This is a genomic window from Microbacterium sp. NPDC089186 (assembly GCF_040685115.1).
Classification (GTDB): domain Bacteria; phylum Actinomycetota; class Actinomycetes; order Actinomycetales; family Microbacteriaceae; genus Microbacterium; species Microbacterium galbum.
In genome coordinates this window covers 274200-299475 of record NZ_JBFBHJ010000004.1, presented here as the reverse complement: position 1 = coordinate 299475, position 25276 = coordinate 274200, and the positions used below count along the sequence as shown (strand labels likewise).

Genomic DNA, 25276 nt, shown 5'->3' with positions numbered 1-25276 from the left:
CGAGGGAGGGCGGTCTGTCGCACGCGTGCTCACCGCCTAGACGGTGGGCCACCAGCTGAGTTGCGCGCGCATGGCGCCGAACCTACCACAGGGAGCATTCGCAGCCTGTTCCGGCTCCGTCCAGCGACGGCGGCGTAGGCTGAGCGCGTGCCTGCTGTGAATCTCGGAATGCCCCGCGTGCCGGAGACCCTCGCTCCCCGTCGCAAGACCCGTCAGATCCGGGTCGGGAAGGTGCTCGTCGGCGGCGACGCCCCCGTGAGCGTCCAGTCGATGACCACGACGCCGACGACCAACATCAACGCCACCCTCCAGCAGATCGCCGAGCTCACGGCATCCGGTTGCGAGATCGTGCGCGTCGCCGTGCCGTCGCAGGACGATGCCGATGTGCTGCACATCATCGCGAAGAAGAGCCAGATCCCCGTCATCGCCGACATCCACTTCCAGCCGAAGTACGTCTTCCAGGCGATCGACGCCGGGTGCGGCGCCGTGCGCGTGAACCCCGGCAACATCCGCAAGTTCGACGACCAGGTCGGCGCCATCGCCAAGGCCGCCAAGGATGCCGGCGTCTCCCTGCGCATCGGCGTCAACGCCGGGTCGCTCGACCGCCGCCTGCTCGAGAAGTACGGCAAGGCCACCCCCGAGGCGCTCGTCGAGAGCGCCGTGTGGGAGGCCTCGCTGTTCGAGGAGCACGACTTCCACGACTTCAAGATCTCGGTCAAGCACAATGACCCGATCGTCATGGTCAAGGCCTACCGCCTGCTCGCCGAGCGGGGCGACTGGCCGCTGCACCTCGGCGTGACCGAGGCCGGCCCCGCGTTCCAGGGCACGATCAAGAGCGCCACGGCGTTCGGCATCCTGCTCTCGGAGGGGATCGGCGACACGATCCGCGTCTCGCTGTCGGCGCCTCCGGCCGAAGAAGTCAAGGTCGGGCACCAGATCCTGCAGTCGCTGAATCTGCGCGAGCGCAAGCTCGAGATCGTCTCGTGCCCCTCGTGCGGTCGCGCGCAGGTCGACGTGTACACGCTCGCCGACGACGTGACCGAGGGTTTGAAGGACATGACCGTTCCGCTGCGCGTGGCCGTCATGGGCTGTGTCGTGAACGGACCCGGTGAGGCGCGCGACGCCGACCTCGGCGTGGCGTCGGGCAACGGCAAGGGCCAGATCTTCGTGAAGGGCCAGGTCATCAAGACCGTGCCCGAGGCCGAGATCGTGCAGACCCTCATCGAAGAGGCCAACCGCCTCGCCGACGAGATGGGTCCGGATGCCGCGACCGGAACGGCGCAGGTCATCACGGCCTGAGCCGACCGCCCTCCCACGCGCGGTGCGCCCCGACCGATGGGCGTGACCGGCGACGCATGAGCTGCCGCGGAGAATCGCACGCCGCTCGATCCGGCACGGTTCACCCGCGCCGCACCGACCCGCGGGCCGACGTCCGATAGCGTCGGGAGTCCCATGACCGAGACTCCCGCGCCCTCGCTCGCCCGTCCGCTCGTCGCGGGGGTCGTGACCGCTCTCGTCGGCTTCACCAGCACCTTCGCCGTCGTGCTGACGGGTCTCGGCGCCGTGGGCGCGTCTCCCGCGCAGGCGGCGAGCGGGCTGCTCGCCATCACGCTGGTCGTGGGCGTCGGCTGCATCGTCCTCGCGGCGCGGTACCGCATCCCGATCACCGTGGCGTGGTCCACACCGGGCGTCGCGCTGCTCGCGGCGACGGGCGCCGTCGACGGCGGGTGGCCCGCGGTCGTCGGCGGGTTCCTCGTGTGCGCCGCGCTCATCCTCTGCACCGCGCTCTTCCCTCCCCTGGGCGCCCTGATCGCCCGCATCCCTCCCTCCATCGCGCAGGCCATGCTCGCCGGCGTCCTGCTGCCGCTGTGCGTGGCGCCGTTCGTCGGCCTCGTCGACGACCCGTGGGGCGTCGCCCCGGTGCTGATCGTCTGGCTCGTGGCATCCCGCCTGCTGCCCCGCTGGGCGGTGCCGCTCGCGTTCGTGGCGGCGATCGTCGTGGTCGCGGTCGAGCTCGCGCGCACCGGGGTCGACACGGATGCCGCATCCCTGCTGCCCCGCCTGGAGGTCACCGCCCCGACGCTCACGGTCGGCGCGGTGGTGGGCATCGCCCTGCCGCTCTTCGTGGTGACGATGGCGTCGCAGAACGTGCCCGGCGTCGCGGTCATGAAGAGCCTCGGCTACACGATCCCGTGGCGGCCGGCGATGCTCGTCACCGGCCTGGGGTCGGCGGCCGCGGCCGGCTTCGGCGGGCACGCGATGAACCTCGGGGCGATCAGCGCGGCCATCGCCGCGGGACCGGACGCGCACCCCGACCCGCGACGCCGGTGGGTGGCGGGCGTGTCGGCCGGCGGCACCTATCTCGTGCTGGGCGCCCTGTCGGCGGCCTTCGCGGCGATCGTCCTCCTGGCCCCGGCGGGCGTCATCCCCGCCGTCGCGGGCGTCGCTCTCTTCGGCGCGTTCGGATCCGCGGTGCAGCAGGCCATCGACGACCCGGGCGAGCGGTTGCCGGCGGTCGTGACGTTCCTCGTCGCGGCATCCGGGATCGCCGTGTTCGGGGTCAGTGCGGCGTTCTGGGCGCTGCTGGCCGGTCTCGTGGTGCGCACGGCGCTGCATCTCGGCCGGCGGGCCGGCTGAACCGGCTTCCGGTCGGGGTGCGGCATCCACCGCTCTAGACTCGATGATCGTGGTCACCCGTCTGTCGAACTACTTCCTCCGCACGCTTCGCGAAGACCCCTCGGATGCCGAGGTCACGAGCCACCGCCTGCTCGTGCGCGCCGGATACATCCGTCGCAACGCCCCGGGCATCTTCGCCTGGCTCCCTCTCGGTCTGAAGGTCAAGGCCAAGATCGAGACGGTCGTGCGCGAAGAGATGGCGAACGCCGGAGCCTTCGAGGTGCACTTCCCGGCGCTGCTGCCGCGCGAGCCGTACGAGGTCACCGGCCGCTGGGAGGAGTACGGCGACGCGCTGTTCCGCCTGCAGGACCGCAAGGGCGCCGACTACCTCCTCGCTCCCACGCACGAGGAGATGTTCACGCTCCTGGTGAAGGACCTCTACTCCTCGTACAAGGACCTTCCGCTGACGATCTACCAGATCCAGGACAAGTACCGCGACGAGGCGCGTCCCCGCGCCGGTCTCCTGCGCGGCCGGGAGTTCACGATGAAGGACGCGTACTCGTTCGACGCGACGGATGCCGGGCTCGACGCGTCGTACCAGGCCCAGCGCGACGCCTACGAGCGCATCTTCACCCGCCTCGGGCTGGAGTACGTCATCGTCGCCGCCGACGCGGGGGCGATGGGTGGCTCGAAGTCGGAGGAGTTCCTGCACCCGACCCCGATCGGCGAAGACACCTTCGTGCGCTCCGCCGGCGGGTACGCCGCCAACGTCGAGGCCTTCACGACGGTCGCGCCCGAGGCGCTCCCGATCGAGGGACAGCCGGATGCGGTGGTCTTCGACTCCCCGGACACCCCCACGATCGCGACCCTCGTCGACCATGCGAACGCGCACCTCGACGCTCCCGCGCCCGGCATCGCCGGCCCCGCGACGGACGGGGCCACCGCGTGGACCGCGGCGCACACGCTGAAGAACGTCGTGCTGGCACTGACCCACCTCGACGGCACGCGCGAGCTCGTCGTCGTGGGGCTTCCCGGTGACCGCGACGTCGATGACAAGCGCGTCGAGGTCGCCTTCGCCCCCGCCGAGGTCGAAGCGGCCACCGAAGACGACTTCGCGAAGAACCCGCTGCTGGTCAAGGGCTACATCGGCCCCTGGTCGCCCACCGGTCCCGTGCTCGGCGAGGAGTCGGCGACGAAGATCCGCTACGTGCTCGACCCCCGCGTGGTCGACGGCACCGCGTGGATCACCGGCGCGAACATCGACCAGAAGCACGTGCACTCCCTCGTTGCCGGCCGCGACTTCGTCGGCGACGGCTTCGTCGAGGTCTCGACCGTGCGCGCCGGCGACCCTGCGCCCGACGGCTCGGGCCCCGTGGAGCTGGCCCGCGGCATGGAGATCGGCCACGTCTTCCAGCTCGGCCGCAAGTACGCCGAGGCGCTGGGGCTCAAGGTGCTCGACGAGAACGGCAAGCTCGCGACCGTCACGATGGGCTCCTACGGCATCGGCGTGACCCGCATCCTCGCGATCATCGCCGAGCTGAACAACGACGACAAGGGCCTGATCTGGCCGGAGTCGGTCGCCCCGTTCGACGTGCACGTGGTGGCCACCGGCCGCGACGCCGCCGCGTTCGAGCTCGCTGCATCCGTCTCCGACCAGCTCGAGGCGGCCGGCCTCGACGTCCTGTACGACGACCGCCCCAAGGTCTCGCCCGGTGTGAAGTTCGGCGACGCCGAGCTCGTCGGCATCCCGCGCATCCTCATCGTGGGCCGCGGCGCCGCCGAGGGGCAGGTCGAGCTGTGGGACCGCCGCACGGGCGAGCGCGAGACGCTCGCCGTCGCCGACGCCGTTGCGGCGCTGACCCGCTGACGCTCGTCCCGCCTCTCCTCGCGAGACGGCATCTCGCTGACCACGCGGTTGCAGAGTGCAGCCGGATCATCAGCGGGATGTCGTCTCGCGGTCTCTCGGGCTACCGGCCGCGGCGGGCGGTCAAGAGACCCCGACGGACGAGGAGGACTCGGTAGCGTGGATGCCATGATCTCGGCACCCCGCCTGTCTCTGTCCGACGGCTCCACGATCCCGCAGCTCGGCATCGGCACCTACAAGGTGCCCGCCGACGTCACCGCCGGTCTCGTGGCGGGGGCGCTCGCCGCGGGGTATCGCCACGTGGACACGGCCGCCCTGTACGGCAACGAGACCGAGGTCGGCGAGGGACTGCGCGCCTCGGGGCTCGACCGCGACGAGGTCTTCGTCACCACCAAGGTGTGGAACGACGACCAGGGGTTCGACCAGACGCTGCGCGCGTTCGACGCGAGCGCCGCGAAGCTCGGTCTCGACCGGGTCGACCTGTACCTCATCCACTGGCCCATTCCCAGCGCCGACCGCTACGTCGAGACGTGGAAGGCGCTGGTGCGCCTGCAACAGGAGGGACGTGCGACCTCGATCGGCGTGAGCAACTTCGCGATCCCTCACCTCGCGCGCCTGCGCGACGAGACCGGCGTGCTGCCGTCGATCAACCAGGTCGAGTTGCACCCCCGGTTCCCGCAGAACGAGCTGGTCGACTGGGATGCCGCGAACGGCATCGTCACCGAGTCGTGGGCGCCGCTCGCCCGCGGTGGCTTGCTCGACGAACCCGTGTTGGCGCAGATCGCCGACAAGTACGGCAAGACTCCCGCTCAGGTCGTCATCCGCTGGCACCTCGATCGCACCCTCGTGGTGTTCCCCAAGTCGGTCTCCCTCGATCGCATCCGCGAGAACGGCGACGTGTTCGACTTCACCCTCGACGCCGACGACCACGCGCGGATCGCGACGTTGGAGACGGGGGAGCGCACCGGTCGGGACCCCAGCCTGGACTGAGCGCCGCTCGGGCGGAACCTCTCACGCGTCGAGACGGGCGTAGCGCGCGCGGAAGATCGTGAACACCCCGTAGGAGAGGAATCCGAGGCCGACGAGGCACGCGAGGAACGGCCCCGCGGGCAGGGCGATGACGGCCGCGACCGCGCCATCGAGTCCGCCCGCGGTGTCAGGTTCGACCGTGATGGCGGCGACCGTCAGAAGGACTCCGACGATCACCAGGGCGACGCCCTTGGCGAGGAATCCGATCATCCCGAGTGCCGTGAGGGCGAGGCCGCGTCCACCCCGGGGCACGCGGACCTTGGAGTGGAACGAGCGTCGGATCCCCATCCACACGAAGCCGATGCCCACGCCCGCCACGGCGAGACCGACGACACCCAGCAGGAAGCCGCCGATCGGCCACATCAGGACGCCGCGGCTGAGGTCCTCGGTGGTCTGTTCGGCTCGGGGACGGGCGCCGAGGGCGACGGATGCCGCGACGAGACCGATGAAGACGAAGACCAGGCCCTGCGGTGCTTCCGCCGCGATGCGCGCGAGACGGCGCCACACGGTGAGGTGCCGTGGAGCGAAGGCCTGCAGCAGATGCCATGCGCCGAGGGTGACGAGCCCCACCGCCAGGGCCCACAGCGCGACGGCGCCGAGCGGCACCGCCGCGAGGGCGCGGAAGGCGCCCGTCTGGTCGCTGTCCTCCGTCGCTCCCAGGCCCACGGCGATCACGAGCGCGCCGATCAGCAGGTGCAGCGCGCCGTTGGCGGCGTAGCCCGCGCGGGCGGCGAGCCGGAAGGCGGGGTTCGCCTCGGCCTCCCGGGCTGCGGTACGAGCGGTCGAGGGCATTCCGGCACCGTATGCCGTTCGGGCCGTCGCCGCCACTCGCTTGCGCGGGGGCGTCCACCGGACCGTCGCGCCGGATGACGGTGCCTATCATGGCCTGATGCCCGCCACCCGCCGATCGCGCCCGAGCCGGTGGAACGCCCTTCCCGCACTCGTGCGCAACGCCCCGCCGCGGGTGCTGCTCGTGATCGGTGCGGTGGTGGTGGCGCTCGGCGTGCTGATCGTCTCGCGTCCGCTGACCTCTCTCGTGCTGCTGGGCATCTACGTCGGTGCGAGCGCGGTGGTCATGGGGATCGTCGAGCTCGTCGGACGACCGGCGAACTGGTGGGCGCGATCGGTGTCGGCCGCCTGGATCGTCGCGGGCCTCGCCGTCCTCGTCTGGCTCGGCCGCAGTCTCGAACTGCTGCCGCCGGTGCTCGCCGTGCTGCTGGTGATCGGTGGACTGGCCTCGATCGGCCGGGCCGTGAGCCGTGGCGGCGCGAGCGCGCGCATCCTCTCGCTGTCGTGGGGCGTCGCGCAGATCGCCTTCGGGGTGCTGTCCTTCACCTGGCCCGACGTGACGGTGCTCGTGCTCGCCGTCGTCTTCGGTGTGCGCACGATCGTGTTCGGCCTGGGAGTCCTCGCGCGCGGGGTGGCCGGCATCCGTCGTCCTCGCGTGCGGAAGACGCCGTTCGACGCGCAGCGTGCGCTGCGACGCCGGCGCATCCGCGCCGGATGGGCCGCCGCGGGTCGGTACGCCCTGTCGCTCGTGCTCGTCGCGACGGCCGCGGGCGGGTGGTGGCTGAACGACTGGCTCGACGCCGGAGCCCCGGTGGTGGATGCGTTCTACGACCCGCCCGCGCAGGTGCCGAGCGGCCACGGCCGGCTCATCCGCTCCGACGCCTACCTCGGCCGCCTCCCCGAGAACGGCGCGGTCACGCGGATGCTCTACACGACCCGGGATGCCGCGAACCGGCCCGCCGTGGCCAGCGCCCTGGTCATCGTGCCCACGGATCTGCCGCCGGGCCCGCGTCCCGTCATCGTCTGGAACCACGGAACGACGGGCGTGGCCCAGGGGTGCGCACCGAGCCTGCGCGACGCGTCGGCGACGAAGTGGTCGATCCCCGCTCTCGAACAGGCGCTCAAGGCCGGGTGGGTCGTCGTCGCCTCCGACTTCTCGGGCCAGGGCGCTCCCGGCGCCTATCCATACCTGATCGGCGCGGGGGAGGCCCGGTCGTCCCTCGACGCCGTGCTAGCCGCGAGCGAGCTGCGCACCGACCTCACGCTCTCGCCCGACACGGTGGTGTGGGGGCACTCGCAGGGCGGCCATGCGGCGCTGTGGACCACCGCGATCGCGAAGGACTACGCCCCGGGCATCGACGTGCTGGGCACCGCCGTGGTGGCCCCCGTCGCCGATCCGCCCGCGCTGGCGCGCGAGCTGCTGTCGGGCCCTCCGAACGCCATGCTGTCGGTGATCACGTCGTGGGTGCTCGTGCCGTACTCCGAGACCTATGCCGACGTGCACCTCGACGACTACATCGCCGAGGGCTCCCGGTCGATCGTGCTCGAGATGACCCAGCGGTGCCCCAGCGAGCCGGGTGTGGTCGTGTCGGTGCTCACGGCCCTCGGGGTGAGCGAGGACCGCCCGCTCTACAACGCCGACCTCACCGACGGCGCACTCGGACGCCGCCTCGCCGAGAACGCGATGACCGCGCCGCTCGGCACCCCGATGCTGGTCGCGTGGGGCGCCGATGACGAGGTCATCCCGCCGCAGCTGCAGCGCGACTACGTGCAGGAGCTGTGCGCCGAGGGCCAGCCGGTGCGGTGGGCGACCTACGCCGGCTACGACCATCTGCGACCGATCCTGCCGAAATCGCGCTTCCTCCCCGTGCTCTACAGCTGGACGAAGAACCTCATCGAGGGCCGCGACCAGGTCGTCGACGGGTGCGGCCTGCGCTGAACCGCTCCGGTGCACCCGGGCGGTTCCGCCCGTGCGGCGAACGGGTGAAGATCGTGTGTCGTGGCGGATGCCGTCTTGGCAGTGATGACGGTTCTGATTACGGTCGGAGGGTGCCCGAGAACACTCCTGAGCTGCGCCCGACCCACCCCCTGGCCCTCGCGCCCGTCGTCGCCCCGGCGGCATCCGTCGACGGCTTCGCGAAACAGTTCCTGCAGAACCTGAACTTCGACCAGGGCGTGACGCTGTCGAACTCCGACGTCAACGACCAGTACCTCGCGCTCGCGTACACGGTGCGCGACTACCTCATGGCGCGGTGGTTCGACGACCGCGCGCAGCAGAAGGCGCAGCAGAACAAGACCGTCTGCTACCTCTCGGCCGAGTACCTGCTCGGTCGCCAGCTCGACAACAATCTGCTCGCCGCGCGCCTGACCGACATCGCCACCGAGGCGCTCGCGCAGTGCGGCATCGACATCGACGATCTCCGCGCGGTCGAGATCGAGCCGGGGCTCGGCAACGGCGGCCTCGGCCGCCTGGCCGCGTGCTTCGTCGACTCGCTGGCGACCATGAGCGTCCCGGCCATCGGCTACGGCATCCGCTACGAGTACGGCATCTTCCGCCAGGCCTTCGTTGACGGCCAGCAGGTGGAGCAGCCCGACGCCTGGCTGCGCATGGGCTCGCCGTGGGACTTCGCCCACCCCGAGGCCGCGCAGACGATCTCGTTCGCCGGCACCACCGAGACCTACGACGACGAGGGCGTCGAGCGCACGCGCTGGGTGCCGGAGTGGAACGTGCTCGCGGTGCCGTACAACATGATGGTTCCCGGCTACCACAACGGCCGGGTCAACACCCTGCGCCTGTGGCGCGCGGTCGCGACGAACGCCTTCGACCTGCACACCTTCAACTCCGGCGACTACGTGCAGTCGGTCCGCGCACAGACCTTCGCCGAGAACATCTCCAAGGTGCTCTACCCCGAGGACTCCACGCCCCAGGGCAAGGAGCTGCGCCTGCAGCAGCAGTACTTCTTCGTCGCGGCTTCCATCGCGGACTTCATCGAGAACGTCCTCCCCGACGACTTCGACCTCGAGAAGCTCCCCGAGCGCGTGATCTTCCAGCTCAACGACACGCACCCCGTCATCGGCGTCCCCGAGCTCATGCGCGTGCTCGTCGACGAGAAGAAGATCGAGTGGGATGCCGCGTGGGCGATCACGCAGAAGTGCTTCGCGTACACGTGCCACACGCTGCTGCCCGAGGCGCTCGAGGTGTGGTCGGTCGATCTGCTCGGTCGTCTGCTGCCGCGCCACCTCGAGATCATCTACAAGATCAACGACGCCTTCCTGCTCGAGGTTCGCGAGCGCTTCGGCGACGACGAACTGCTCATCCGCAACATGTCGATCATCGGCGAGCACCCGTTCCGTTCGGTGCGCATGGCCTATCTCGCCACGGTCGCGGGATCCAAGGTCAACGGCGTCGCCGAACTGCACTCGCAGCTGCTGCGCGACAACGTGCTGAAGGACTTCGCCACGATGTGGCCCGACAAGTTCACCAACGTCACCAACGGCGTCACGCCCCGCCGCTTCCTGCGCCTGGCCAACCCCGAGCTGTCGGCGCTGATCACCGAGGCGCTCGGCGCGGGATGGACCGTCGATCTCGAACGCCTCCGGGGACTCGAGGCGCTCGCCGACGACTCCGACTTCCGCGAGCGGTTCGCCGCGGTGAAGGCGTCGAACAAGCGCCGGCTCAGCCGCGTGCTCGACGCCCGCGGGGAGCCGGCGCTGTCGGACGACCACCTCATCGACGTCATGATCAAGCGCCTGCACGAGTACAAGCGGCAGACGCTCAAGGTCCTGCACATCGTCAGCACGTACGAGGGCATCGTCTCCGGGCGCCTCGATGTGGATGCCGTGCAACCGCGCACGTTCCTCTTCGGCGCGAAGGCCGCCCCCGGCTACGGCATGGCCAAGCGCATCATCCACCTGATCAACGCGGTCGGAGACGTCGTCAGCGCCGACGAGCGCGTCCAGGGCAAGCTCAAGGTGCTCTACCCGGCGAACTACAACGTGACGCTGGCGGAGAGCATCATCCCCGCCGCCGACCTGTCGGAGCAGATCTCGCTCGCCGGCAAGGAGGCCTCGGGCACGGGCAACATGAAGCTGGCCCTGAACGGTGCGCTGACCATCGGCACCGACGACGGCGCGAACGTCGAGATCCGGCAGCTGGTCGGCGACGACAACTTCTTCCTCTTCGGCATGAGCGAGCCCGAGGTCGAGGCGCTCTGGGCCGACGGCTACCGTCCCGCCGACTTCTACCAGCGCGACGAGCGGCTGCGCAGCGCCATCGACCTGATCGCCTCGGGTGCGTTCTCCGACGGCGACCGCACGGTCTTCGAGCCCCTCGTCTCGAACCTCCTCTACGAAGACCGCTTCATGGCGCTCGCCGACTTCTCGTCGTACCTCGACGCGCAGGAGCGCGTCGACGCCGCGTACGCCGACCAGGACGGATGGGTGCGCTCGGCGATCCTCAACGTCGCGCGCAGCGGGTACTTCTCCTCCGACCGGGCGATGCGCGACTACCTCGACCGCATCTGGCACGCCACCCCGATCGGCTGAGCCGTTCCGGATGCCGCGGCCCCGCCGTCACGGCATCCGGAACGCTCTGGCAGGAAGACGACGGCGGCTGGCCGTCGCGACACGGCGGAGCGGGGCGTCGCGCGCGATGCTGGGGGGACCCGATCCTGGAGGCTCCGTGCGACCCGCCGATTTCCCCGTGCCCGACACCGCCGCCGCGCGTGCGGCCCTGACGCTCGCGCGGGAGTACCAGTCGGCGGCGATCACCGCCCACGGCCTGAGGTCGTGGCTGTGGGCGGAGGGCTTCGCGCGCGCCGGCGGATTCGACGGCATCGACCACGAGCTGCTGTACGTGTCGGCTGTGCTGCACGACATCGGCACGGTGGCCGAGTTCGACAACCACACGCTGTCGTACGAGGACGCCGGGGGACACGTCGCCATCGCCGTCACCGCGGGAGCGGGCTGGGCGCGGGAGCGTCGTCGGCGCGCGCTCGAGGTCATCGTGCGGCACAACTGGACGAGCGTCGACCCGACGATGGATGCCGAGGGCCATCTGCTCGAGATCGCCACGGGCCTCGACATCTCGGGCGCGCGCGCCGACGTGCTGCCGGAGGGATTCCTCCGCGAGGTCCTGGCGGCGCATCCCCGCGGCGACCTGGCCGCCGAGTTCGGCGCCTGCGTCCGCGACCAGGCCGCGCGCAAGCCCGACACCGCCGCTCGGCGGCTCGTCGATGGGGGAGTGGTCGCGAAGCTCGCGGCCAACCCGCTCGAGCGTCTCTGAAACGACTGTGCATCGGCCTCCGTCATCGGTCCCGAGTCGCGAGGCGGATGGCATCCCGGGTATCGTAGGAGGGTTGTCGGCGCCGGTCGCGTCGACGAGAGCTGAATAACGGAGGGCCTTGTGGACATCGATCTCGCACTTCTGAAGACGATCGAACGCGAGAAGGAGATCCCCTTCGACGAACTCGCGCGCATCATCGAGCAGGCGATCCTCACCGCCTACGCCAAGCACATCTCGCCCTCCGGCGAGATCCCGGCCGGTGCGCGGGCCTCGCTCGACCGCAAGACCGGTCACGTGGGCATCTTCACCCCGGTCACCGACGACGAGGGTGCCGTCATCGGCGAAGAGGAGCAGGCGCCCGACGACTTCGGCCGCATCGCCGCCTTCGCCGCGAAGCAGGTCATCAGCCAGCGTCTGCGCGACATCGCCGACGACGCCGTGCTGGGGGAGTTCCGCGGCAAGGAGGGCGACATCGTCGCCGGCGTCGTGCAGCAGGGCCCGAACCCCCGCATGGTGCACGTCGATCTCGGCACGGTCGAGGCGATCCTCCCGCCCGAGGAGCAGGTCCCGGGCGAGACCTACCCGCACGGCTCGCGTCTGCGCGTGTACGTGACCAGTGTCGCCAAGGGCAACAAGGGCCCGCAGATCACCGTCTCACGCACGCACCCTGGTCTGGTGCGCAAGCTCTTCGCCCTCGAGGTGCCCGAGATCGCCGCGGGCCTGGTCGAGATCGTCTCGCTCGCTCGCGAAGCCGGGCACCGGTCCAAGATCGCCGTCAAGGCGAACGATCCGACGGTGAACGCCAAGGGCGCCTGCATCGGCGAGCTCGGACGCCGCGTGCGCGCGGTGACCGAGGAGCTCGCCGGCGAGAAGATCGACATCATCGACTACGACGCCGAGCTGCCGCGCTTCGTCGCGAACGCGCTGTCGCCGGCGAAGGTCACCTCGTCGTTCGTGCTCGACGCCTCGACCAAGGCCGTCCGCGCCCTCGTCCCCGACTACCAGCTCTCGCTCGCGATCGGCAAGGAGGGCCAGAACGCCCGCCTCGCCGCGAAGCTCACCGGCGCCAAGATCGACATCCAGCCGGACAGCATCCTCGAAGACAACTGAGGGTCAGATCGTCCGGGCGACCGCGAGGTGTAAGATGGAACCCGTACGAACGTGCGTCGGATGCCGCGCACGCGCCCCCCGATCATCGCTTCTGCGTGTGGTCGCCGACGGATCGGTCCTCGTCGCAGACGAGCGAGCGGTTCTGCCGGGCCGGGGAGCGTGGGTGCACGAGACGGACGCGTGCGTGAGCAAAGCCCTCACGCGTCGCGCCTTCGTACGAGCATTGCGTGTGTCAGGCCCGCTTGACACGCAGACCTTCGAATCAACCCTCCAGCGAAAAGGCTGAACGGCTATGGACACGAAGTGAACGGCTCGAAATGAGACCCGTCCGCAACTAGCGGTCTGCCCTGTCCGGGGTAGGCCCTCAGACAGGAGAATTGTGGCAAAACCACGCGTGCACGAGATCGCTTCCGAGCTCGGCGTCGACAGCAAGGTCGCGCTTGCGAAGCTGAAGGAGCTCGGCGAGTTCGTCAAGAGCCCCTCATCCACCATCGAGCCCCCCGTGGCTCGTAAGCTCCGCGCCGCCCTCGCGGCCGAGGGCTCGTCCGGTTCGTCGAGCGCCACGTCGGCCGCCCCCGCGGCGCGCCCCGGCGCCGGCGCCCGCCCGGGCCCCGCTCGTCCGGCGGCCACCCCCGGTGCCCGTCCCTCGGGCCCCACCCCCGGACCGGCCAAGCCCGCCGCTCCGGCGGCTCCCGCTGCCGCCCCGGCTCCCGCGGCATCCGCCCCGGCCGCTCCGGCTCCCGCAGCGTCGACGCCCGCCCCCTCCGCCCCGGCCAAGCCCGGTGCGAAGCCCGCGGCTCCGTCGTCGGCCCCCACCCCCGGTGCCGGTGCGCCCAAGCCCGGTCCCAGCTCGCCTCCGCGTCCCGGTGGTGCGCGTCCGGGCAACAACCCGTTCGCCTCCTCGCAGGGCATGGGCCAGCGTCCCGCCGGTCCCCGCCCGGGCAACAACCCGTTCGCGTCGGCGCAGGGCATGGGCCAGCGCCCGACCCCGGGTAACATCCCGCGTCCGCAGGCTCCGCGCCCCGGCGCCCCGCGTCCCGGTGCCCCGCGCCCCGGCGGTGCCGGTCGTCCCGGTGGTGCCGGTCGTCCCGGCGCTCCGTTCCAGCAGCGTCCCGGCGGTCCCGGTCGTCCCGGCGGCGCCGGTGGCGGCTTCCAGCGCCCCGGTGGCGGTGCTCCCGGTGGCGGTTTCGCCGGTCGTCCCGGTGGCGGCGGTGGCCGTGGCCGTGGTCCCGGCGGTGGTACCGCGGGTGCCTTCGGTAAGGGCGGCGGCAAGTCCAAGCAGCGTAAGTCGCGTCGGGCGAAGCGGCAGGAATTCGAGATGCGGTCGGCGCCGGTCGTCGGCGGCGTCAACGTCTCGAAGGGCAACGGCGAGATCATCCGCCTGCGCCGCGGTGCCTCCATCGCCGACTTCGCGGACAAGCTCGAGGCCCTGCGCGGCTACACCGTGCAGCCCGGCACGCTCGTGACCATCCTGTTCAACCTGGGTGAGATGGCCACTGCGACCGAGTCGCTCGACGAGGCGACCTTCGAGGTCCTCGGCGCCGAGCTCGGCTACAAGATCCAGATGGTCTCGCCCGAGGACGAGGACAAGGAGCTCCTCGAGGGCTTCGGTCTCGACCTCGACGCCGAGCTCGAGGCCGAGAGCGAGGACGATCTCGAGATCCGTCCTCCCGTGGTCACCGTCATGGGCCACGTCGACCACGGTAAGACGCGACTGCTCGACGCCATCCGCCAGACCAACGTGGTCGCGGGCGAGGCCGGCGGCATCACGCAGCACATCGGTGCGTACCAGATCTGGACCGAGCACGAGGGCATCGAGCGCGCGATCACCTTCATCGACACCCCGGGTCACGAGGCGTTCACCGCCATGCGTGCCCGCGGTGCGCAGGTGACCGACATCGCGATCCTCGTGGTCGCGGCCGACGACGGCATCATGCCCCAGACGGTCGAGGCGCTGAACCACGCCCAGGCGGCGAACGTGCCGATCGTGGTCGCGGTCAACAAGGTCGACAAGCCCGACGCCAACCCGGCCAAGGTGCGCCAGCAGCTCACCGAGTACGGTCTGGTCGCCGAGGAGTACGGCGGAGACGTCATGTTCGTCGACGTCTCGGCCCGACAGAACCTCAACATCCAGGCCCTCCTGGATGCGGTCCTGCTCACCGCCGACGCCGGTCTCGATCTCACGGCCAACCCGAACAAGGCGGCCCGCGGTGTCGCGATCGAAGCGAAGCTCGACAAGGGTCGCGGTTCGGTCGCCACGGTGCTCATCCAGTCCGGAACGCTGCGCGTCGGTGACGCGATCGTCGCCGGCACGGCCTACGGCCGCGTCCGCGCGATGATGGACGAGAACGGCGAAGCGGTCGAAGAGGCCTACCCGTCGCGTCCCGTGCAGGTGCAGGGTCTCAACTCGGTTCCCCGCGCCGGCGACGTCTTCATCGTCACCGAGGAAGACCGCACCGCGCGTCAGATCGCCGAGAAGCGCGAGGCCGCCGAGCGCAACGCCCAGCTGGCCAAGGCCCGCAAGCGCATCTCGCTCGAGGACTTCACCCGCGCTCTCGAAGAGGGCAAGGTCGAGTCGCTCAACCTCATCATCAAGGGTGACGTGTCGGGTGCCGTCGAGGCGCTCGAGGAATCGCTGCTCAAGATCGAGGTCGACGACAGCGTCCAGCTGCGCATCATCCACCGCGGTGTGGGTGCGATCACCGAGTCGGACATCAACCTGGCCACGATCGACAACGCGATCGTGATCGGCTTCAACGTGCGTCCCGACACGAAGGCCCGCGAGCGTGCCGCCCGCGAGGGTGTCGACGTGCGGTTCTACTCGGTCATCTACAACGCGATCGACGACGTCGAGCAGTCGCTCAAGGGCCTGCTCAAGCCGGAGTTCGAAGAGGTGCAGTCGGGTGTCGCCGAGATCCGCGAGGTGTTCCGCTCCTCGAAGTTCGGCAACATCGCCGGTGTCATCGTGCGGTCGGGAACGATCACGCGCAACGCCAAGGCCCGCGTCATCCGCGACGGTGTCGTGCTGGCCGACGGCCTGGCCATCGAGTCGCTGCGCCGCTTCAAGGACGACGTCACCGAGGTCCGCACGGACTTCGAGTGCGGTATCGGCCTGGGCAAGTTCAACGACATCCAGATCGGTGACGAAATCGAAACCACGGAAATGGTCGAGAAGCCGCGAGGCTGATCGTCGTGCGGGGGTCGCGCCATGTGGCGCGGCTCCCGCTTCGGCCTGCGGGGGTGTGCATCTCCCCGAGCAGAGCGGGGCCCTTACCCCGATGCTCGGGGAGATGCACACCCCCTCCGGCCTACGCTGGTGCGGCTGCCCGTGACGGGACTCCCGCCCGGCGATGAGCCACGGGGGCACTCGTACTCGCGGCGGTATGTGAAAGAAGGAGAAGGCAGTGGCAGGGGAACGACAGGCTCGAGTGGCGGACCGCATCCGCGTGGTGCTCGCCGAACGCCTCGAGAAGGGGCTGCGCGACCCGCGGCTCGGATTCGTCACTATCACCGACGTGCGGGTCACAGGTGACCTCCAGCGCGCCTCGGTGTTCTACACGGTCATGGGCGACGAGGCGCACCGCGCCGACACCGCCGCGGCGCTGAAGTCCGCGACCGGCATGCTGCGCAGCGAGGTCGGCAAGCACCTCAACACGCGGCTCACCCCGTCGTTGGAGTTCATCCTCGACGGCATCCCCGAGAACGCCGACCACATCTCGGCGCTGCTGCGCGAGGCGCGCGAGCGCGACGAGTCGGTGGCGGGTCTCGCCGCGTCGGCCGCCTACGCCGGCGAGGCCGACCCGTACGTCAAGCCGCGCGACCTCGACGACGACGATCTCGACGAGGACGACGACCCCGACGAGGGCGACCTCGGCGAGGACGGAGAAGCCGCGCGGATCTGATGCCGCGTGTGAAGAGGCCGGATGCCACCCCGAGCGGGTCGCATCCGGCCTCTTCGTCATTCCGGGTGGGCCGCGAGCCCCCGATCAGGATGTCTGGTGCCCCGGCAGGCGCAGGTGTTCGTCGATCGCTTCGGCCAGGCCGTCGGCGATGAGCGAATCGATCGCGCGGTCGCGCTGTGCGGCGTCCGGCCACGTCGGAAGCACGGCGAACAGCGGCACCGACGCCGGCGCGGCCTCGCGAAGGGTCTTGAGCACGGCACCGCGCGCCTGTCGGTCGCTGCCCTCGTAGGTCGCCTGTCTGCGGCGGCGGTCCTCGGACTCGGGGTATCCCTCCGCCCGCCACGCGCACCGCGCGGCCAGGGGGCACGCGTCGCACCGCGGTGATCGCGCCGTGCACACGATCGCACCGAGCTCCATGGCGGCGGCGTTCACGATCGCGGCCTCCGCGATGTCGTCCGGGAGTTCGGCATCCATCCGCTCCAGGTCGCGACGGTGCGGCGGGCCGGGTTGCGCGCGTCCCTCGACCGCGCGGGCCAGCACGCGACGCGTGTTCGTGTCGACGACCGGATGCCGGTCCCCGTACGCGAAGACCGCGACCGCGCGCGCGGTGTAGTCGCCGATGCCGGTGAGGGCGAGCAGAGCCTCGACGTCGCGGGGGACGACCCCGTCGTGACGGTCGCGGATCTCCACCGCGGCGCGGTGCAGCCACAGCGCGCGGCGCGGGTAGCCGAGGTTCGCCCACTGGGTCACCGCGTCGCCCGGGGGAGAGGCGGCGAGATCGGCCGGGGTGGGCCAGCGGGTCAGCCAGGCCTCGAGGTGCGGGATGACGCGCGCCACGGGGGTCTGCTGGAGCATGAACTCGCTCACGAGGGTTCCCCAGGCGCCGAAGCCCGCGCGTCTCCACGGCAGGTCGCGCGCCGCGTCGCGGTACCAGTCGATGAGCGGCGGGGCGAGTCCTGGCATCCCTCCAGCCTACGGTCGCGGGAACGCCGCGGTGCCCCGATGCCAACCTCGGCCGCGGGCGGGACAGGGACGCGGCGCGGACGGCGATCTCGCGGGGCGGGCGGCGGCGAGGAGGGCGGGTGTCGGTGGGCGAAAGTAGGCTGGAGGCATGGCCTCGACCGAGAACACCGTCCCCGAACTGCAGCGGAGCCTCCGCGACCTGATGCGGCAGAACAGCCGCGCGGGTCGAGTGGTGGTGGCGGTCGACGCACTCGACGCCGACGCGGCCGGATCGTTCGCCGACGCCTTCGCCGCGGCCGTCGGTGAGGACGGCACCGCGGTGGTCCGCGCGTCGCTCGCCGACCACGCCGACGACGTCCGCGAGAGTGTCGTCGCGCCCTTCCGCGCCGGTGAGCCGGTCGGCGACTCCGCGGGGGCACCGGCCGACGCGGTGCTCGTCGTCTCCGGGCGCTTCCTGCACGCTTCCGAGGTGCGCGGGCTGTGGAACTTCTCGATCTGGCTCGAGAGCAACCCGCCGATCGGCGCCCCGCGACCGGAGCTGCCCGATGCCGAGAAGCACTACCTGCGCACGGTCCGGCCGAAGGCGGCGGCCTCGGTCATCGTCGAGAACTCCGACCCCGCCCACCCCGTCCAGGTCTTCGGAGATTTCTGCTGATGGTGCGCCCCGGCATCCTCCTGGTCGAGAAGCCGGGAGGCATCACCAGTCATGACGTCGTGTCGCGCGCGCGACGCGCGCTGGGCACGCGCAAGATCGGTCACGCCGGCACGCTCGACCCGATGGCGACGGGGTTGCTCGTGCTCGGCGTCGAGGGCGCGACCCGTCTGCTCACCTACATCGTGGGCGCCGACAAGACCTACGAGGCGACGATCCTCCTCGGGGTGTCGACCGACAGCGACGACGCCGACGGGGTCGAGACCGAACGGGCGGATGCCGACGCGGTCGCGGCCGTGACGGATTCCGCGATCCACGAGGGTATCGCCGCTCTTACCGGCGAGATCGACCAGGTGCCCAGCACCGTGTCGGCGATCAAGGTCGACGGGCGCCGCGCGTACGACCTCGCGCGCGCGGGGGAGCAGGTGGAGCTGAAGTCGCGCCGGGTCACCGTCTCGCGCTTCGACGTACACGCCACGCGCCGCGGGCAGGGGTCCATCGAGCTCGACGTGGTCGTGGACTGCACGAGCGGCACGTACATCCGCGCCCTCGCGCGCGACCTCGGCCGGGCCCTGGGCGTGGGCGGCCACCTGACCGCCCTGCGTCGCACGCGCATCGGGGCGTTCGACGTCGTCGGCGCGGCGTCGGTCGACGACCTCGCCGAAGACGCCCTGATCGAGCCCGCCACCGCCGCCGCGGTCGTCATGGGAGCGATCGCGGTCGGCCCCGACGAGGCGCGCGACCTGCGCCACGGCAAGCGCATCGACGGCGGGGGGCGGCTGACCGGCGCCGTCGCCGCCGCGATCGACCCCGACGGGCGCCTCATCGGCGTGGTCGAGAAGCGCGGTACGCAGCTGAAGAGCGTCATGAACATGCCCGAGGAGAGCGTCCGATGATCCTGTGGTTCACGCTCGCGCAGGTGGGGATCGCGGTGCTCGCGGGCGTCGTTGCCGTCGGTGCCGGTCTGATCGGCCGGCGGCCGGGAGACGTCACGGTCGGATCGCTCGCCCTCATCGAGCTGCTGCTGATCGTGCAGATCGTCGTGGCGATCATCGCGCCGTTCGCGGGCAACCCGCCCTCGGGGAGCCTGCTGGAGTTCTGGACCTACCTCGTGTCGGCGGCGCTCGTGCCGATCGCGGGCGTCGCGTGGGCGCTGCTCGAACGCAGCCGGTGGAGCACCGTGGTGATGGGTGTCGCCGCCCTCGCGGTCGCCGTGATGGTGTGGCGCATGCACGTCATCTGGACGGTGCAGCTGGCCTGAGGGGTCAGGGGATGCCGCGGCTCGAGGCGGCGCGGTGGTCCCGGTCCCTTCGACAGGCTCAGGGACCTGAGCGGGCAGGGACTCACGCACCTGGGCGGGAGGGGGCTAAGCCTGTTGAAGCCACCGGCCGGATCCGGCGCCCACGGTCGCCGCCGCGCCGCTCGGTCGCGGCCGGGGCGAACTAGAATCGAGGGGTCATGGCATCCACCACTCCTACCCGTTCCCGGGGGATGACCGGCATCGGCCGTGTCCTCGTCGTCGTCTACGGCATCATGGCGCTCGCCGCCACGGGTCGCTCCTTCGTGCAGATCGTGCGCGAGTTCGACGATGCCCCGCTGGCGTATTCGCTGTCCGCCCTCGCCGCGGTCGTCTATATCCTCGCGACCCTCGCGTTGGTCTTCTCCGCGCGCCCCGCCTGGTACCGCGTCGCCTGGATCGCGATCGGCTTCGAGTTGGTCGGCGTGCTGGTGGTCGGCACGCTGAGCCTGGTGCTGCCGGCGCTGTTCCAGCACCCGACCGTGTGGTCGGTGTACGGATACGGCTACCTCTTCATCCCGCTCGTGCTGCCCTTCCTCGGACTGTGGTGGCTCGTGCGGCACCGCCGGACCACGTCGTGATCGTCTTCCGCGACCCCGCTGAGGTCCCCGCCGGCTTCGGTCCGACCGTGGTGGCGATCGGCAAGTTCGACGGCGTGCACACCGGCCACCGCGCGGTGATCGACCGCGCGCGGGTCGACGCGTCCGACGGTGCGCGCGTGGTCGCCGTGACCTTCGACCGCAACCCCCTGAGCGTGCTGCGTCCGGAGAAGTGCCCCGCCGACGTCATCGGCCCGCACCAGAAGCTCGACCTGCTGGAGCGGGCCGGAGTGGATGCCACGCTGCTGCTGACCTTCGACGACGCCCTGGCGGCGATCCCGGCGGAGGACTTCGTGCGCGGCATCCTCGTCGACGCCCTCGACGCCCGCACCGTGCTGGTCGGGCGAGACTTCCGCTTCGGCGCCGGGGGAGTGGGAGATCCCGCGCTTCTCGAGCGCATGGGAGCGGAGCACGGTTTCCGCGTCGACGTCGTCGACGACGTCCGCGCCGTGCACGCCGACCGGCGCGTGTCGTCCACGTGGATCCGCGAGGCGCTGTCGGCGGGCGACATCTCGACGGCCGCGCGCCTGCTGGGTCGTGCCCCCTCGGTGTGGGGCGAGGTCGTGCACGGACTCAAGCGCGGGCGCGAGCTGGGGTATCCCACCGCGAACCTGTCGTCCGACCTCGAGGGCTTCGTGCCCGCCGACGGCGTCTACGCCGGGTGGCTGGTCGACGTCGACGGGGCGCGGCGCACGAGCTATCCCGCCGCGATCAGCGTCGGCACCAATCCGACCTTCGACGACGTGAACGCGCGGCAGGTCGAGGCGTACGTCATCGACGAGACCGGGCTCGACCTCTACGGCCATCACGTCGAGGTGCGCTTCGTCGAACGCGTGCGCGGGATGACGGCGTTCGACGGCATCGACGCGCTCATCGTCCAGATGGCCGACGACGTCGAGCGCTCGCGCGCGATCCTGCGCTGAGCAGCAGGGGCGCAAGGCACATGCGTCGCCACGTGGGGGTAGGCGTCGCCACGCGGCACTGACGTCGCCACGCGTCGCGGGCCATCGCGGGGCGGTGATCGCGGCGCCGAGGCGACCCGCCCCCGCGCCGCGGCGCCCCGACCGCCGTGGAGGTCAGTCCTGCCGCGACAGGCGGTTGCGGATGCCGAGGAACGACGCCGCCGCCCCGAGCGCCATCAACGCGGCGGTAAAGATCGCGGCCCGGTGGAATCCGTCGAGATCCAGCGATCCGCCGACCACGGCGGAGACGGCGGCGATCGCGAGAAGACCGGCGACGCGCGAGACGGCGTTGTTGACCGCGGAGGCGATGCCGGAGCGCTCGGAGTCGATCGCGCCGAGCACCGCGGCGGTCAGAGGGGAGACCGTGGCGGTCAGGCCCAGGCCGAACACGATGACGCCGGGGAGCACCTGCGTCCAGTAGTCGAAGTCGTCGCCGACGAGCAACAGGAGCAGCGCGCCGGCGGCCATCACGAGGGGGCCGACCGTCATGAAGAGTCGCGGCCCGAGACGCCCCGACAACGCCCCCATGCGAGAGCTCAGGACGATCATGAGGACGGTGCTCGGCAGCGATGCGAGCCCCGCGAGGGTCGCCGGCAGCCCGGCCCCCTGCTGCAGGTACACGCTGAGCACGAAGCCGTTGAGCGACAGCGCCGCATAGACGAACACGGTGGCGAGATTGCCCGCCCAGAAGTTGCGCGCCCGGAAGAGGTCCAACGGCATCATCGGTTCGCGCGCCGTCTTCTGACGCACGAGGAAACCCGAGAAGGCCAGGATGCCGATGATCCCCGGGAGCCAGATGACGGGGGAGGCCCACCCGAGGTTGGGCTGCTCGATGAGGGCGAACACGATGCCGCCGAGGCCTGCCGCGCACAGGACGGCGCCGAGGATGTCCACGCGAGCGCCGGGGCGGCGGTGGTCGCGATGGCCGAGCCGGGTCAGCAGCCACATCGTGACTCCGATGGGGAGGACGTTGACGAGGAAGACGAGCCGCCACGACAGGGTGTCGACGAAGACCCCGCCGATCAGGGGGCCCGCGAGCATGGCGACGGTGGTCGCGCCGGTCCAGATGCCGATTGCGCGCGCCTGCGCGGCACCGCGGAAAGTCGAGGTGATAAGGGCGAGCGAGCTGGGCACGAGGAGGGCGCCGGCCACGCCCTGGAGCGCGCGGGCCACGATGAGGAACTCCGCGGTGGGCGCGGCGGCGATCGCGAGGGAGGTGACGCCGAAGCCGATGAGGCCGATGCGCAGGACGACGACCCGCCCCAGGACGTCGCTGAGCGAACCGGCGACCAGGATGAACGCCCCCAGCGTGACGAGGTAGGCGTCGACGACCCACTGCTGCGTGCTCAGCCCGCCGCCCAGGTCGGCGGCGATGGCCGGGAGGGCCACGTTCACCACCGTGCCGTCGAGGAACGACACGAACGAGGCGAGGACCGCGACCGCGAGCACCGTGCGCTGCTCGCGCGTCATCGTCTCGGCCATTCCCCCAGCGTAGGGTCGGTCGCTCGGGGGCGGGGCGGCTTGCGAGGAGCCGCTTGCGCCGCGACCCTGCGGGCGCGTCCGCGGGACATCGACCCGGGGAGGCGATCACGGCCCCGGACGTGGTGCAGGAATACCCCCTGGGGGTATCCTGTTGAGGACGGGGTGACCGGAGGAGGAGCCATGAGCGACCAGACGGATGCCGCACCGACCGCCGAGGCGGTGCTCGACATCGACGGGATGACGTGCGCGAGTTGCGTCGCGCGCGTCGAGAAGCGCCTGGGGCGGGTCGAGGGCGTGGAAGCGGCGGTCAACCTCGCGACGGAGACCGCGCGGGTGCGCTACCCCGCCGACCTCGACACGACGGCCCTGGTGGATGCCGTGCGCGCCGCCGGCTACGACGCCCGCGTCCGCACCCGCACCTCCACCCCGCCGCCCCCGGCGCCCGTGCCCGCCCCCGGGGGAGCGGTGGATGCCGTGACCGGGCGCGATCTCGCCGCGACCGCCGCGCAGCCCGACGGTGCCGCCTCGAACGCGCCGGGCGCCTCCGCGCCCGCGCCGGCGGGTACTCCCGCGCACGCCTCCGCCGCGCAGGCTGCCGATGCGCACGCCCCCGACGCGCCAGCCCCCGACGCGCACGCCGACTCCGCGAACGCGCCCTCCGGGCACGTGCACGACACGACCGATGCGCCCGGCGCGACCCCCCTGCGCGTCCGCCTCTGGGTGTCGCTCGGCCTGGCGGTTCCCGTGGTGGCGCTCGGCATGGTCCCGGCCTGGCAGTTCCCCGCGTGGCAGTGGGTGTCGCTGGTGCTCGCGACTCCGATCGTCCTGTGGGGCGGGTGGCCCTTCCACCGCGCCACGCTGCGCAACGCGCGGCACGGCGCCGCCACGATGGACACGCTCATCACGCTGGGCACCTTCGCCGCCTACCTCTGGAGCGTCTGGGCGCTCGTCTTCGGATCGGCCGGGCGGATCGGCATCCGTCACGAGGTGATGCTCTTCGGGCCGGTGCACGACGCGACCTCCGTGGTCTACTTCGAGGTCGCCGCCGCGGTCACCGTCTTCCTGCTGCTCGGACGCGTCATCGAGCAGCGCTCCACCCGCCGAGCCGGGGCGGCGCTGCGGTCACTGCTCGACCTCGGCGCGCGGGAGGCGGAGCTCGTCGACGGGCGTCGCATCGACATCGCGCAGCTCGCCGTCGGTGACGAGTTCGTCGTGCGCCCCGGGTCCACCGTCGCCACGGACGGAGAGGTGCTCGAGGGGAGCGCCTCGGTGGACGAGAGCATGCTGACCGGGGAGTCGGTCCCGGTCGACGTGGGTCCCGGATCGACGGTGACCGGCGGCACCATCGCCTCGGGCGGACGGCTCGTCGTGCGTGCGACGGGGGTGGGTGAGCAGACGCGTCTCGCGCGCATCGCCCGTCTCGTCGAGGACGCGCAGCTCGGCAAGAGCCGCGTGCAGCGCCTCGCCGACCGCATCTCGGGCGTCTTCGTCCCGGTCGTGATCGTGCTGGCCGTGCTGACCCTCCTCGGCTGGCTCCTCGCCGGGCAGCCGCTGTCGGCCGGCTTCACCGCCGCTGTCGCGGTGCTCATCATCGCCTGCCCGTGCGCGCTGGGCCTGGCCACCCCGATCGCGATCCTCGTCGGTACCGGCCGCGCGGCCCAGCTCGGCATCCTGGTGACGGGACCCTCGGCCCTGGAATCCGCGGAGCGCATCGACACGATCGTCCTCGACAAGACCGGCACTCTGACCGCCGGACGCATGAGCGTCGTGAACATCACCGCCGCCGACGATCAGGACGCCGAGGAGGCCCTGCGTCGGCTGGCCGCGCTCGAGCGGGCGTCGGAGCATCCCGTGGCGCACGCGATCGTGGCGGCGGCGGCCGATGGACCGGTGGCCCGTGACGTGGAGGCGCTGCCCGGCCGCGGGATCGTCGGTCTCGTCGACGGCATCCGCGTGTTCGCAGGGCGTCCCGCCCTCGCCGCCGACCTGGCGGCGCCGCTGCCGGTGGCGCTCGCCGCGGCCGTCGAGGAGGGGGAGCAGCGCGGAACCGTCGTGGTGGCGGGATGGGCCGACGCCGACGGCGCGATGCGTGCACGCGTCGTGGTCGAGGTGGCCGACACGGTGCGCCCCGAGAGCGCCTCCACCGTCGCCCGCCTGCGCGAGATGGGACTCGAGCCGGTCCTGCTCACCGGCGACAATCCGCACATCGCGCGCGCCGTCGCCGACGAGCTCGGCATCGAGACGGTGCGCGCGGGCGTCCTGCCCGAGGGCAAAGTCGACGAGATCGCCGCGCTCCGGGCCGCGGGGCGCACCGTCGCAATGGTCGGCGACGGGGTCAACGACGCCGCCGCCCTGGCATCCGCCGATCTGGGCATCGCCATGGGAGGGGGGACGGATGCCGCGCTCCACGCGAGCGACGTCGCCCTCATGCGCGACGACCCGCGCGGCATCGTCACCGCGGTGGCCCTGAGCAGGCGCACGATGCGCGTGATCCGCGGCAACCTCTTCTGGGCCTTCGCGTACAACGTGGCGGCTCTGCCGCTGGCGGCCCTGGGGCTGCTGAACCCGATGCTCGCCGGAGCCGCGATGGCGTTCTCGAGCGTCTTCGTCGTGCTCAACAGTCTGCGGTTGCGGCACGCGGCCTGAGCGGCGCCGACCGGGGAAGTGCGCGGATCGTCCACGACCGCGCGTCTTCGCCGTCGGTCCGGGGGCGAAAGCCGCTAGAAT

20 protein-coding genes are annotated in these 25276 nt (G+C 71.5%); 17 read left to right on the top strand and 3 right to left on the bottom strand.

What is annotated here, in order from left to right; genetic code table 11:
- Positions 1-147: 147 nt before the first annotated feature.
- The 4 genes from ispG (at position 148) to AB0N82_RS15230 (ending at position 5470) form a co-directional block, all read left to right on the top strand.
- Positions 148-1299, top strand: a complete 1152-nt coding sequence (gene ispG / locus AB0N82_RS15245) for a flavodoxin-dependent (E)-4-hydroxy-3-methylbut-2-enyl-diphosphate synthase (protein ID WP_176776587.1) — start codon at positions 148-150, stop codon at positions 1297-1299.
- A gap of 153 nt (positions 1300-1452) precedes the next feature.
- Positions 1453-2637 carry a benzoate/H(+) symporter BenE family transporter gene (locus AB0N82_RS15240; RefSeq protein WP_363392713.1) on the top strand — a complete coding sequence of 395 codons (1185 nt, stop codon included), beginning with the start codon at positions 1453-1455 and terminating at the stop codon, positions 2635-2637.
- A gap of 49 nt (positions 2638-2686) precedes the next feature.
- A complete protein-coding gene (locus AB0N82_RS15235) occupies positions 2687-4483 on the top strand; it encodes a proline--tRNA ligase (RefSeq protein ID WP_363392710.1) in 1797 nt (598 codons plus the stop codon).
- A 165-nt stretch (positions 4484-4648) separates the two neighbouring features.
- Positions 4649-5470, top strand: a complete 822-nt coding sequence (locus AB0N82_RS15230; RefSeq protein ID WP_363392707.1) for an aldo/keto reductase — start codon at positions 4649-4651, stop codon at positions 5468-5470.
- A gap of 21 nt (positions 5471-5491) precedes the next feature.
- Here the strand turns inward: AB0N82_RS15230 and AB0N82_RS15225 are convergent, their stop codons facing one another.
- Entirely contained in the window at positions 5492-6301 is an 810-nt protein-coding gene (locus AB0N82_RS15225) for a DUF1206 domain-containing protein (protein WP_363392704.1), read from the bottom strand.
- A gap of 97 nt (positions 6302-6398) precedes the next feature.
- Between AB0N82_RS15225 and AB0N82_RS15220 the strand changes: the two genes are divergently transcribed.
- From AB0N82_RS15220 to rbfA, 7 genes are all read left to right on the top strand, one after another.
- Positions 6399-8237 (top strand): alpha/beta fold hydrolase, encoded by a 1839-nt coding sequence (locus AB0N82_RS15220; protein WP_363392701.1) that lies wholly within the window; start codon positions 6399-6401, stop codon positions 8235-8237.
- 110 nt (positions 8238-8347) lie between these two features.
- Entirely contained in the window at positions 8348-10843 is a 2496-nt protein-coding gene (locus AB0N82_RS15215; protein ID WP_363392698.1) for a glycogen/starch/alpha-glucan phosphorylase, read from the top strand.
- A 136-nt stretch (positions 10844-10979) separates the two neighbouring features.
- Complete coding sequence (locus tag AB0N82_RS15210; RefSeq protein ID WP_363392695.1) at positions 10980-11582, top strand: HD domain-containing protein; 603 nt, start codon at positions 10980-10982, stop codon at positions 11580-11582.
- 120 nt (positions 11583-11702) lie between these two features.
- Positions 11703-12692 carry a transcription termination factor NusA gene (gene nusA, locus AB0N82_RS15205; RefSeq protein ID WP_363392692.1) on the top strand — a complete coding sequence of 330 codons (990 nt, stop codon included), beginning with the start codon at positions 11703-11705 and terminating at the stop codon, positions 12690-12692.
- 34 nt (positions 12693-12726) lie between these two features.
- Positions 12727-12978: a YlxR family protein gene (locus AB0N82_RS15200; protein ID WP_363392689.1), complete on the top strand. Its 252-nt coding sequence runs from the start codon at positions 12727-12729 to the stop codon at positions 12976-12978.
- 93 nt (positions 12979-13071) lie between these two features.
- Positions 13072-15879: a translation initiation factor IF-2 gene (gene infB / locus AB0N82_RS15195; protein WP_315993140.1), complete on the top strand. Its 2808-nt coding sequence runs from the start codon at positions 13072-13074 to the stop codon at positions 15877-15879.
- Positions 15880-16096: 217 nt separating this feature from the next.
- A complete protein-coding gene (gene rbfA, locus AB0N82_RS15190) occupies positions 16097-16594 on the top strand; it encodes a 30S ribosome-binding factor RbfA (RefSeq protein ID WP_363392686.1) in 498 nt (165 codons plus the stop codon).
- An 84-nt stretch (positions 16595-16678) separates the two neighbouring features.
- Here the strand turns inward: rbfA and AB0N82_RS15185 are convergent, their stop codons facing one another.
- Positions 16679-17557 (bottom strand): A/G-specific adenine glycosylase, encoded by an 879-nt coding sequence (locus AB0N82_RS15185; protein WP_363392683.1) that lies wholly within the window; start codon positions 17555-17557, stop codon positions 16679-16681.
- 148 nt (positions 17558-17705) lie between these two features.
- Between AB0N82_RS15185 and AB0N82_RS15180 the strand changes: the two genes are divergently transcribed.
- The 5 genes from AB0N82_RS15180 (at position 17706) to AB0N82_RS15160 (ending at position 21028) form a co-directional block, all read left to right on the top strand.
- The gene (locus AB0N82_RS15180; RefSeq protein ID WP_363392680.1) at positions 17706-18212 is read left to right on the top strand and encodes a hypothetical protein; all 507 of its coding nucleotides are present in this window, start codon (positions 17706-17708) and stop codon (positions 18210-18212) included.
- Complete coding sequence (gene truB / locus AB0N82_RS15175) at positions 18212-19105, top strand: tRNA pseudouridine(55) synthase TruB (RefSeq protein WP_363392676.1); 894 nt, start codon at positions 18212-18214, stop codon at positions 19103-19105. The genes AB0N82_RS15180 and truB overlap by 1 nt, the downstream gene beginning before the upstream one ends.
- A complete protein-coding gene (locus AB0N82_RS15170) occupies positions 19102-19470 on the top strand; it encodes a hypothetical protein (protein ID WP_363392673.1) in 369 nt (122 codons plus the stop codon). The genes truB and AB0N82_RS15170 overlap by 4 nt, the downstream gene beginning before the upstream one ends.
- A 197-nt stretch (positions 19471-19667) precedes the next feature.
- The gene (locus tag AB0N82_RS15165) at positions 19668-20087 is read left to right on the top strand and encodes a hypothetical protein (RefSeq protein ID WP_315993134.1); all 420 of its coding nucleotides are present in this window, start codon (positions 19668-19670) and stop codon (positions 20085-20087) included.
- Positions 20084-21028 carry a bifunctional riboflavin kinase/FAD synthetase gene (locus AB0N82_RS15160; RefSeq protein WP_363392669.1) on the top strand — a complete coding sequence of 315 codons (945 nt, stop codon included), beginning with the start codon at positions 20084-20086 and terminating at the stop codon, positions 21026-21028. Before AB0N82_RS15165 ends, AB0N82_RS15160 begins: the two co-directional genes overlap by 4 nt.
- A 153-nt stretch (positions 21029-21181) precedes the next feature.
- Here AB0N82_RS15160 and AB0N82_RS15155 read toward each other — a convergent pair whose 3' ends face one another.
- Positions 21182-22549: an MFS transporter gene (locus tag AB0N82_RS15155; RefSeq protein WP_363392666.1), complete on the bottom strand. Its 1368-nt coding sequence runs from the start codon at positions 22547-22549 to the stop codon at positions 21182-21184.
- Positions 22550-22729: 180 nt separating this feature from the next.
- Between AB0N82_RS15155 and AB0N82_RS15150 the strand changes: the two genes are divergently transcribed.
- Positions 22730-25195: a heavy metal translocating P-type ATPase gene (locus AB0N82_RS15150; protein ID WP_363392663.1), complete on the top strand. Its 2466-nt coding sequence runs from the start codon at positions 22730-22732 to the stop codon at positions 25193-25195.
- The last annotated feature ends 81 nt before the right edge of the window (positions 25196-25276 follow it).